General features: G+C 71.9%; 9 protein-coding genes. 3 read left to right on the top strand and 6 right to left on the bottom strand.

The genetic code is table 11. From position 1 onward, the window contains the following. Nucleotides 1-66: 66 nt before the first annotated feature. A complete protein-coding gene (locus OH802_RS14260) occupies nucleotides 67-1,326 on the top strand; it encodes an MFS transporter (protein WP_406028968.1) in 1,260 nt (419 codons plus the stop codon). Here OH802_RS14260 and OH802_RS14255 read toward each other — a convergent pair. Continuing rightward, nucleotides 1,323-2,225, bottom strand: a complete 903-nt coding sequence (locus OH802_RS14255; RefSeq protein WP_406028966.1) for a type II CAAX prenyl endopeptidase Rce1 family protein — start codon at nucleotides 2,223-2,225, stop codon at nucleotides 1,323-1,325. The genes OH802_RS14260 and OH802_RS14255 overlap by 4 nt on opposite strands. A gap of 147 nt (nucleotides 2,226-2,372) precedes the next feature. Here OH802_RS14255 and OH802_RS14250 point away from each other — a divergent pair, with 147 nt between their 5' ends. Together OH802_RS14250 and OH802_RS14245 are read left to right on the top strand one after the other, a co-directional pair. After that, entirely contained in the window at nucleotides 2,373-3,623 is a 1,251-nt protein-coding gene (locus OH802_RS14250; protein WP_406028964.1) for a sensor histidine kinase, read from the top strand. Then, nucleotides 3,620-4,279 (top strand): response regulator, encoded by a 660-nt coding sequence (locus OH802_RS14245; protein WP_406028962.1) that lies wholly within the window; start codon nucleotides 3,620-3,622, stop codon nucleotides 4,277-4,279. Before OH802_RS14250 ends, OH802_RS14245 begins: the two co-directional genes overlap by 4 nt. Nucleotides 4,280-4,294: 15 nt before the next feature. On the opposite strand, the gene OH802_RS14240 is transcribed toward OH802_RS14245, so the two are convergent. From OH802_RS14240 to OH802_RS14220, 5 genes are all read right to left on the bottom strand, one after another. Beyond that, the gene (locus OH802_RS14240; protein WP_406028960.1) at nucleotides 4,295-4,912 is read right to left on the bottom strand and encodes a response regulator; all 618 of its coding nucleotides are present in this window, start codon (nucleotides 4,910-4,912) and stop codon (nucleotides 4,295-4,297) included. After that, nucleotides 4,909-6,159, bottom strand: coding sequence for a sensor histidine kinase (locus OH802_RS14235; protein ID WP_406028958.1), 1,251 nt, complete (start codon nucleotides 6,157-6,159; stop codon nucleotides 4,909-4,911). The genes OH802_RS14240 and OH802_RS14235 overlap by 4 nt, the downstream gene beginning before the upstream one ends. Beyond that, a complete protein-coding gene (locus OH802_RS14230; protein ID WP_406028956.1) occupies nucleotides 6,156-8,240 on the bottom strand; it encodes an MMPL family transporter in 2,085 nt (694 codons plus the stop codon). The genes OH802_RS14235 and OH802_RS14230 overlap by 4 nt, the downstream gene beginning before the upstream one ends. A 95-nt stretch (nucleotides 8,241-8,335) precedes the next feature. Then, nucleotides 8,336-8,710: a universal stress protein gene (locus tag OH802_RS14225; RefSeq protein ID WP_406028954.1), complete on the bottom strand. Its 375-nt coding sequence runs from the start codon at nucleotides 8,708-8,710 to the stop codon at nucleotides 8,336-8,338. A 46-nt stretch (nucleotides 8,711-8,756) separates the two neighbouring features. Beyond that, nucleotides 8,757-10,820 carry a tripartite tricarboxylate transporter permease gene (locus OH802_RS14220; RefSeq protein WP_406028952.1) on the bottom strand — a complete coding sequence of 688 codons (2,064 nt, stop codon included), beginning with the start codon at nucleotides 10,818-10,820 and terminating at the stop codon, nucleotides 8,757-8,759. Between the last annotated feature and the right edge of the window lies 1 nt (nucleotide 10,821).

Genomic DNA, 10,821 nt, shown 5'->3' with positions numbered 1-10,821 from the left:
CTAAGTGAGGCTACCCTAAACGCGTCCCCGCCAGACAGGTGGGCCAGAGAGAGGACGATCACACCCGTGCCGCACTCCCCCACCCAGGCCACCCGCGTGCTCGCAGGATTCGCCTTCGCCTCCCTCGGCAACGGCCTGACCCTTCCGTTCCTGTACGTCTACATGGCCCAGGTCCAGGACCTCGGGTCATCGACCGCCGGCTGGATGTTCGCCTGGATGGGTCTGGTCGGCCTGGCGGCCGCCCCCGGGGTCGGAGCGCTCCTCGACCGCTTCGGGCCCCGCGCTGTCCTGATCGCCGCGCTGGTCGTGGAGTCCGTCTCGATCGGGTCGCTCGGCTTCGTCGACGGGACCGTGCCGACGATGGCCGTGCTGGCCGGCGTGGTCGTGGGCGCCTCTCCCCTGTGGCCGGGCACGACGACGCTGCTGGCCGGGATGGTCCCGGCCGAGGACCGCGAACGGGCCTACGGCTTCGCCTTCCTGGGGCTGAACGCGGGCATCGGCGTGGGTGGTCTGGTCAGCGCGTTCCTCATCGACGTCGCCCGTCCGGAGACGTTCCAGGTGCTCTACCTGTGCGACGCCGTCGCCTATCTCGTCTATGCCGCGGTGCTCGCCTTCCTGGTCCGCTCCCCCGCCCGTCCCGCGCAGGGCGACGCGGACGACGCGACCGCCGGCTCCTGGGGCGAGGTGCTGCGCGACCGGCGGGCGGTGGCCCTGGTCGCCTGCGGCGTGCTCGCGGTGACCTTCGGCTACGGACAGCTCGAGGCCGGCGCGACCGCCTACGCCGTCGACGTGGCCGGGGTGCCGGCGACCGCGCTCGGCTGGGCCTTCGCCGCCAACGCCGCCGTGATCGTGTGCGGGCAGGTGATCCTGCTGCGGCTCACCTCCGGGTGGCGGCGTACGACCGCACTGGCCTGCGCCGTGCTGACCTGGTCGCTGGCCTGGAGCGTGCTGGCGGCCGCCGACCTGATGCCCGTCGCCGGCGCGGTGGCCGCCGTCGTGATCGGCCTGGCCATCTTCGGCCTGGGCGAGACGCTGTGGGCGCCGATCGTGACCGGGCTGGCGAACACCATCGCCCCCGACCACCTGCGCGGCCGTTACAACGCCTCCCTCGGTCTCACCCTGACCCTCGGCCAGATCCTCGGCCCGGCGCTGGCCGGCTCCCTCATCGGCAGCGGCCTCGGCCACCTGTGGGCGGTCGTCGTGATCGGCGGCACCCTCACCGCGGGCCTGGTGCTGACCCGGCTCCGGTTCCTGCTCACCGCGGCCGAGGACGGCGCCCCGGAGGCCGAGACCCTCCGGGAGCCGGTCCAGGTGGCCGCCGACTAACGCCTTGTGTCGTAGCCGAGCCGGCCGCGCGTGGCGACGATGACGATCGCCGCGCCGATCCCCGCGGCGAGCAGCACCGCGAGCTGGAACCGGTCGGCGTCGACGCCCGGGAAGAGCTCGGTGGAGGCCACCGAGGCGTAGTTGTTGACGCTGGTGTGGAGGAGCATCGCCAGCGGCAGGCTCTGTCCGGTGCGGTTGAAGACCCAGGTCATCACGATCCCGAAGGTGACGCAGAAGGCCGCGAAGACGATCGGCGCATACCAGCTCACGTCCGGCCAGCCGGCCCAGTCGGTCAGGAAGAGCGGCATGTGCCACAGCGCCCAGATCGGGCCGAGCACGAAGGCGGACCCGAGCGGTCCGACCTTCCGCTGCAGCCGGGGCAGGGCGAAGTCGCGCCAGCCCGGCTCCTCGGCGAGGCCGGTGGTGATCATCTGCAGGATGAGCCCGGGGACGTACGCCACCAGCACGATCAGCCAAGCCTGCGACGGCGCTGCCATCTGCCCACCGACGGCCTGGGTCGCGATGATGATCGTGGCCGGGACGCCGATCAGGATCCCGGCGTACCAGCGCCAGCTCGCCCGCCAGCGCCACATCCCGACGACCCAGGCCCGCAGGCCCGCCCGGCCGCCGACGATCCCGGTGACCAGCGCGGCGCTGCCGATCGGGCCGAGGTACGCGCCCGGGAGCATCCCGAGGAGCTGGCCGCCGATCATGCCGCCGGGGAAGGTGAGGTCCCAGACGCCGAGGCCGCTGTTGGACAGGACGTACGGTGTCCAGGCCAGCCAGCTCGCCGCCAGGGCAAGCACGAAGAAGGTGGAGAGCTGGTGGCGGCGTACGAATCCTCGTAGACCTTGGTCCGGTTCGGTCACCGGCCGCGTTTCTGGCTGGGTCGTGGTCATGGTCGTTCCCTTTCGGCGGGGTCGCTTTCCTGGCGGACCTGAACCTATGAACGGGACCGAACCGGTCGCGCCTGGCAAAAGAGCGAACCTTCGCAGTTGCATCGAAAGATGCTGGCGACCGGGACCGGTTGCGGAAAGGATGATGGCGTGAGCGACGAGACGACCCGGATGCTGCCGCGACTGATCCCACCCGTGGTGGTCTGGCTGGTCACCACGGCGCTGCTGGTGGCCGCGCCGAGCCTCGACTCGGCCGACGCCGAGATCGGCGGAAGCCCAGCGCTCGGCAGCGGTGGCTGGTGGGTCGCGCTGGTGGTGCTCACCGCCCAGGCGGTGGTGCTCCTCGAGCGGCGGTCGCGGCCGTTGGCGGTGCTGCTGGTCGTGGCCGCCGCTTCGGTCGTGCTGGCGGTCAGCGGCGCGGGCGACGTCACCAGCCTCGCCTCGGCGGCCGTGCTGGTCGCGGTGTGGTCGGCGGTGACCTCGACTCCACTCCCCCGCCGGATCCGGGCCCTCGCCGGGGCGCTGACCGGTGCCGGGCTGCTGGTCGCGCTCGGCACCTGCCTGAGCCAGACGAGCATCGGGCTTCCGGTCGGCACCGCAGTCCTGGCCGGTCTCGTCCAGGGTGCGGGCGTGATCGCCGCTCCTGCGCTGCTCGCCGCGACCATGCGCGCACGCCGCGACGCGCGGTCGGCCCGGACAGACCTCGCGGACGCCGTCGACCGCGAGCAGTCCGCCCAGATCGCGGCGGCGATCGCGGAGGAGCGTACGGCGATGGCCCGCGAGCTCCACGACATCGCCGCCCACCACCTGACCGGCATCGCGGTGATGACCGGCGCGGTCGAGCGGCAGATCGACACCGACCCGGCGGGCGCGAAGGAGTCCGTACGCCAGGTCCGCACCCAGAGCACCGCGATGCTGCGCGAGCTGCGTGGGCTGGTCACGCTGCTGCGGAGTCCGGGGCAGGCCGAGGAGGCGAGCGGGCACGAGCGCCTGTCCGAGCTGGCGTCGCTCGTCGACGACGCCCGTCGTGCCGGGCTCGAGGTGTCGCTCTCCCCTCTGGGGGCCGAGTCCGTCACCGGGAGCGTCGGGCCGCTCGCCCAGCTCTCCGCCTATCGCACCGTGCAGGAGTGCCTGGCCAACGCCGCCCGGCACGCGCCGGGTGCCCGGTGCGAGGTGGTCCTGGACGCTCGGGACCCGGCCGAGGTGGTGGTGACGGTGCGCAACGAGCCGCCGCCGATCACCCCTGCGGGGACGCCGCGTCGGCGCGGCCTGGGCTTGGTCGGCATGCAGGAGCGCGCCGATCTGACCGACTCGAAGCTCGAGGCCGGACCGACCGCCGAGGGCGGCTGGCAGACGCGGCTGCGGATCCCCGCCACCGCGACCGCGGAGGTGGCCGGATGATCCGGGTCGTGGTGGCAGACGACCAGCCGCTGGTGCGTGCCGGGCTGCGTACGCTGCTGGAGACCGAGCCCGACATCGAGGTCGTCGCGGTGGCCGAGGACGGCGCCGAAGCGGTCGAACGGGCGCTCGCGCTGCGGCCCGACGTGGTCTGCATGGACATCCGCATGCCCGGCCGTGACGGCATCAGCGCCACCCGCGAGCTCTGCGGCCCCGACGTCGCCGACCCGATCCCGGTGCTCGTCCTGACCACCTTCGACATCGACGACTACGTCTTCGGCGCCCTCGAGGCCGGCGCCTCCGGTTTTCTCCTCAAGGACGCCGACCCCGACGCCATCGTTGCCGCGGTCCGCTCCGTCGCCGCCGGCCACGGCACCCTCGACACCTCGCTGACCCGGCGGGTCCTCCGCGAGGTCGTCACCCGCAGGCGTACGCAGCCGGTGACCGCCGCACGCGCCAGCGAGGTCCTCACCACGCGCGAGCTCGACATCCTTCTCCATCTGGCCGAGGGCATGTCCAACGAGGAGATCGCCCAGGCGCTCGTCCTCGAGGTCTCCACGGTCAAGTCCCACCTGGCCCGGATGATGCCCAAGCTCGGCGTGAAGTCCCGTCTCCAGGCCGCCGTGTGGGCCTACCAGTCGGGACTCGTCGAGACCTGAGGCGGGCCCGGTCGGTCAGATCAGGCCGGTCTCCTGCGCGACGTGGATGGCGCGGGAGCGGCTGTCGACGTCGAGCTTGGTGAAGATGTGCGCGAGGTGGCTCTTCACGGTGGCCTCGGTGACGAAGAGGGTGCGCGCGATCTCCTTGTTGGTCGCGCCCCTGGCGAGGTGCCGCAGCACCTCGATCTCGCGATCGGTGAGCCGCGGCAGCGGGCTGCGCATGCCCTTGAGCACCCGGGTGGCCAGGTCCGGAGCGAGGACCATGTCGCCGGCGGCGGCGCGGTGGATGCCCTGGACGATGACCTCGGGGTCGACGTCCTTGAGGAGGTAGCCGGCGGCGCCCGCCTCGATCGCGCCGAGCACCTCGGCGTCGCGGTCGAAGGTGGTCAGGATCAGGACGGCCGGCGCGGGGTTGAGGGCACGGAGCGCGATCGTGGTCCGGATGCCGTCGATCCCGCTCCCCAGACGCAGGTCGCACAGCACGACGTCGGGATGGAGGTGACCGGCGAGGGTGATCGCCTCCTCGCCGGTGGCGGCCTCCCCGACGACGGTCAGGGCGTCGCCGGCCTCGATCACGGCGCGCAGGCCGCTGCGTACGACCGGGTGGTCGTCGACGAGGAGCACCGTGGTCATCGCGGCCCCTCGATGTGGATCGGGAGATGCGCGGAGACCGCGGTGCCCTCACCGGGCGTGCTCTCCACGTCGAGACCGCCACCGAGCTCGCGAAGGCGAGCCCGCATGAAACGCAGGCCATAGCTGGACGAGCCGGCATCGGCGTCCTGCTCCCAGGCGGCGACATCGAACCCGTCGCCATCGTCGCTGATGTCCATACGCACCGAGTCACCGTCGTCGATCAGCGTGACCACGACCCGGGTCGCCCCGGCGTGGAGACGTACGTTGGAGAGGGCCGACTGAGCGGTGCGGAGCAGCGCGACCTCGACCTCGGTCCGCAGCAGCGGGAGCGTGTCGTCGACATGGAGCTCGACGTGCAGCCCCGCCTCGTCCTTCGTGCGGTCGAGCATGCGCCGGAGCGCCGAGGCGAGCGCGGCGTCCTCGAGCTCGGCCGGTGCCAGGGCCTCGACGATCCGGCGTACGTCCGCGAGGCTGTCGCCCGCCAGCGCCTCGACCTGCGCGAAGGTGCGCGAGGACTCCGGGTCCGTGGTGCGGTTGCCTCCGGCGTGGGTGAGGAGCCGGATCGAGGAGAGCGCCTGCGCGATGGTGTCGTGGATGTCTCGCGAGATACGGGTGCGTTCGGCGATCGCTCCGGAGTGGCGCTGGGCGAGCAGGAGCTCGTCCTGCAGCTCGGCCATCTCCTGCTGAGCCCTCCGCAACGAGGTCACCAGCCGTTCTCGCTCGGCGGCGTCGCGGAGGAGCTGCAGGTATCCGCGGGAGATACCGAACGCGAAGATGCCGCCGATGAGCGGTCCGAAGACGTCCGCGTAGCTGGTCGTGCCACGGTGCAGGATCGGGGCCACGACCACCACCACGAGGATCGCCGCCGAGAAGACCAGGCCCCAGCGCAGCGGCAGCAGGTGGCCGGCGAGCAGCCACAGCAGGAACGCGAGCCAGACGAACTCGTCCGAGACCGCGACCGCGGCGACCCAGATCACCGCGAAGCCGAGCAGCCACCACACCGGGAGCCGCCGCGAGTCAGTCCTGACCGGCAGGATCGTGCCGGCGGTGTGCCACCCGAGGATCGCCAGGCCCGAGACGACCGCGGCAGGAAGCGCCACCCCCTCGCCGATCGCCCTGCTGACTCCGATCGCCGTCAGCACGACCGCGATGACGTGCTGCCCGATCTCCATCGCCCGCACCGTCGAGGCGGCAGGGGTCGGGTGCGAGGCGCCGGGCCGCCTCAGCGGCACGTGTACGACACTCATGTGCTCGATTCTCCCCCGGCCCGCAGTCGTCCCGGCCACCAGATGCGGTCGCCCGCCAGGGCGAAGATCGCCGGCACGATCACCGTACGCACCACCAGGGTGTCCACGAGCACGCCCACACCGACGATCAGGCCCAGCTGTCCGAGAGTGACCAGCGGCAGCACACCGAGGGCGGCGAAGACCCCGGCGAGGACGATGCCGGCGCTGGTGATCACACCGCCGGTGTGGGCGACCGCCTCGACCACGCCCTTTCGGGTGCCGAGTTGCGCCGCCTCGGCACGCGCCCGGTGGACGAGGAAGATCGTGTAGTCGATCCCCAGCGCGACCAGGAACAGGAATGCCAGGATCGGCACCTGCAGGTCGAGCGCCTGCTGATCGAACAGCACCCGGCTCAGCCAGGAGCCGGCGCCGATCGCGGCGACCGCGCTGGCGAGGTTCACCAGGAGCAGCAGTCCGGGCGCCACCAGCGAACGCAGCAGGACCAGGAGCACGAGGAAGCTCACCGCGAGCACCAGCGGCGCGATCACCAACAGATCGCGCTCGCTCCCCTCGGCGGCGTCCAGCTCGGTCGCGACCGCACCGCCGACGAGTGCGTCCGCGCCCGCGATCGGGCGGACCGCCTCCCGCAGGGAAGTGATCTGGTCGAGACTCCGCTCGGTGCCGGGCGAGTAGTCGCTGGTCACCATGATCTTCGTCAGGGACCCGTCGTCGGTGACTCCGGCCGGCTGGACGCGCACCACGCCCTCCACTTCACCCGCGACCGAGGCCACCTCGGCGGCGGCCTCGGTGTCGGCGAGGATGTAGACCGGCTGGGCCTCGCCGGGCGGGAAGTGCGCCGAGAGCGTCTCCAGCCCGGCGGCCGACTCGGACTGCACCCGGAACTTCTCGATCTGATCGAGCCCGACCGACGTACCGGAGAGGCCGGAGGCCATCACCGCGAGCAGCACGAGCCCGCCCAGCAGGCTCGCCACCGGACGCTTCACCACCCGCGAAGCGACCGCGCGCCAGACCCCGCCCTGGTCACGTGACTCACCCGGACGAGGGACGAACGGCCAGAACAGTCGCCGCCCGCACACCGCCAGGGCCGGCGGCAGCACGAACAGCACCGCGACCAGGGCGATGAGCAGACCGATCGCCGCGGGCACCCCCAGCCCGCGGGTCATCGGGATGGTGGCCAGGACCAGAGTCAGCAGGGCGAGCACCACCGTCAGGTTGGAGGCGAGGATCGCGAGCACCGTCCTCCGCCAGGCCGTGCTCAGCGCCAGCCGGTCGTCCTCGGTCCGCTGCAGCTCCTCCCGGTATCGCGAGATCAGCAGCAGCGCGTAGTTGGTCCCCGCGCCGAACACGAGAACGCTGACCACGCCGGCGTCGAACCCGAAGTCCCACAGCGCTCCCGCCGCCGCGGTGACCCGCCCGGCCAGCGCGTCGGCGAGGGCGACCACGACCAGCGGGATCAGCCACAGCACCGGCGAGCGGTAGGTGAGGATCAGCAGCACCGCCACGATCAGGACCGTCACCAGCAGCAGCGTGAAGTCGGCGCCGTCGAAGGCAGCGGCCGCATCGGCACCGAACGCCGGCCCGCCCGTCACCTGCAGCACCAGCCCGTCGAGAGCCTGCGCCGCGACATCGGCCCGCAGCGCCTTGATCACCCTCGCCGTCTCGGCGTTGTCGGCGCCGACCGTGATCGGGACGGCGAGAGCCGCGGCCTTCCCGTCCTCGCTGAGCATCGGGCCGGCGGAGTCGGGCGCGGCCTGCGCACCGACCTGGACGCCGAGCCGTTCGAGACCGTCGAGATCGCCTCCCGAGAGGACACCGTCGTCCTCGCGGGAGGCGACGACGAGCACCGACTCACGATCCGCACCGGGGAACTCCTCCAGCAGCTCGCTCACCCGCGTCGACTCCGACCCCGCCGGCGCCTGCCCGGTCCGCGACGGGGCCTCCGCCCCGGCGAAGGCCCCGAAGAGCACCCCCATCACGACCACCGCGAGGCCGAGCGCCACCCAGGCCCCACGGCGGGAGGTCAACCTGTCTGCGAGATGCGGACGAGCACCCGACCGCGTACGAACCAGAGAATCTGCCATGCCGACAACTCCACCAGCGGCGGCGCCTCAGATCATCGCGAGCAGGACTGAACCAGGAATCATCCATTTGGCTGATGCCGGCGGGGCCGGAGCGGTCAGGTGCCGGCCACCGAAGGCTTGACCGCGAGCACCGGGCAGGTGGCGTCGAGCAGGATCCGCTGGGCGGTGCTGCCGAAGACCAGCTTGCCGACCGGCGTCCGCGCTCGCAGGCCCAGGACGACCAGGCGCGCGTCGAGCCGCTGGGAGACCTGGATGACGGTGTCGCTGGGGTCACCCAGGTCTCCGCGCTCGACCTCGACCCGGCCGGCGAGCTCCGGCCACCGACCTTCGAGCTCCTCGACCTCGGGGACCCGCTCGCCGCGCACGGCGGGCACGATGACCACGGTCTCTCCCTCTCGGGACTCGGCGACCGCGGCCGTGACGGCGGCGTGTCCGGGCGGGGTGTCGGCGTAGGCGACGACGATGGTCATCGGCGTTCCTTTCGATGGGGCGTGGACGGGCGAGAGGTCGGCGCGATCACTGCAGCAGTCCCATCGGCAGGTCGACCGGAAGCAGCGACGGCAGGGCCAGCAGCACCGCGCCCAGGACGAGGGTGTAGATGATCGCCGTACGCGGCCGGGTGCGGGCTGCGTACAGGAGGAACACCGGGGTGAACACCAGGGTCGCCGCGAGGTAGCCCCCGAGCATGACGAGGACCAGGAACCCTGCCATCGCGACAAAGGTGCGCATGGCGATCACCAGGTCGTGACGCCGAGCCAGGGCCCGGGCGTCGACCGCGTGGTCCACACGGGTGGCGACCATCGTGGCACCGGACCCACCCGTCGGCTCGAGGCCGTCATCGACCGTGTCGCGCCGGGTGACCTGCCGCCTCGCGCGCAGCTCCTGCCAGGTCAGGATGAGTGCCGCAGCCAGGCCGCCGACGGCCACGAGTCGCGGCATCAGCGCGGCCTCCGCGGAGAACGACCCACTCACCCACAGCGCGCCGGCGAAGACCAGCACCGCGACGATGGCGACCGCGAGGGACCAGGGCGTACGGGCCAGCGAACCCTCGAGCTCGTCGCCGTCCTGGTCGTCGTTCTCGTGCTCGTCCCGGTGGCCGTCGTCGGCAGCCCCCGAGGCTCGCCGAAGCCTCTTGATCAGGGACCACGCCAGCGGCACGATCAGCAGCGCGGCGAAGACGAGCACGCCGGGTCGCGCGACCCAGGAGGCACCGTCGTACAGGCTGGCGGTCAGGTAGTAGTAGCGCTCCATCGGGATGGCCAGGACGAAGCCGATCAGGAACGGAGCCCGCGGCATCCCGGTGGCCTTGAGGAAGAAGCCGACCACGCCGAGCGCGACCATCACCCACAGGTCGCCGATCTGGCCACCCTCCTGGAACGCGCCCAGGAGCATCACCACGAGGAGACCCGGCCCGAGCACGGCGAAGGGCACCTTGGTGAGCTTGGCGAGCGAGCCGGTGGCCAGGAAGCAGAGGAAAGCTCCGGCGACCGAGGCGATCGCGAACGCCCACACGATCAGGTACATGAGGTCGAGATGGTCGGTGACGATCGCCGGCCCCGGCTGGATGCCGTACGTCAACAGCATCCCGAGCAGCATCGCCGACGGCACGCCGCCGGGGATGCCGAAGAGGAAGGTCGGGATCAGGTCGCCGGCCTCGACGGAGTTGTTGGCGCTCTCCGGACCGACGATGCCACGGGGGTCGCCCTTGCCGAACTTCCGCTTGTCCTTGGCGGTGGCCACGGCCTGCCCGTAGGCGAGCCAGGTGCCGGCGGTGGCGCCGACGCCGGGCAGTACGCCGGCCCAGATGCCGATCAGTGCGCCTCGGATGACATGAGTCCAGTGGGTCAGCCACTCGCGGATGCCGGATCCCCAGCCGCCGGTGAGCTCCACCGGCTTCTCGGTGACTCGTCGCTGACCGACCCGGCTGGCGATCTCGGCGAGCCCGAACACACCCAGTGCGACCGCGACCAGTGAGATGCCGTCGCTGAGGAACAGCGACCCGAAGAAGAACCGCTCCTCGGCGGTCGTGGGCGAGGTGCCGACGAGACCGAGCAGAAGTCCGAGCAGGCCGGCGGTCAGGCCCTTGACGACGTTGCCGCGCGAGAGCACGGCTGCGAGCGAGACCCCGAGGATGGTCAGCATGAAGAGTTCCGGGCTGCCGAAAGACAGCACCAGGGGCCGGGCCAGCGGAATCGCGAGGGTGAGCCCGACCGCTCCGATCAGGCCGCCGGCCATCGAGGAGAGGAAGGCGAGCGACAGGGCGCGTTTGGCCTGTCCTTGTCGCGCCATCGAGTAGCCGTCGAGCATCGTCACGCTCGCCGAGGCGGAGCCGGGCGCGCCGAGCAGGACGGCGGCGACCGTGTCCGAGGTGTGCACCACCGCCAGTGCTCCGATGAGCATCGCGAGTGCGGGTTCGGGTTCCATGCCGAACGTGATCGGAAGGAGGATCGCCACCGCGCCGGTGCCGCCGAGACCCGGGATCAGGCCGATGACCAGACCGGCCACCACGCCGACGGCGAGCATCATGAGGAGCGAGGGATCGGCCAGGGAGGCCAGGGCAGAGAAGGCTGCGTCAGTCATG

Origin of the sequence: Nocardioides sp. NBC_00850 (genome assembly GCF_045207335.1) — a bacterium.
Lineage (GTDB): Bacteria > Actinomycetota > Actinomycetes > Propionibacteriales > Nocardioidaceae > Nocardioides.
The sequence above is the reverse complement of the archived record's forward strand: the minus strand, read 5'-3'. Positions and strand labels throughout refer to the sequence as shown.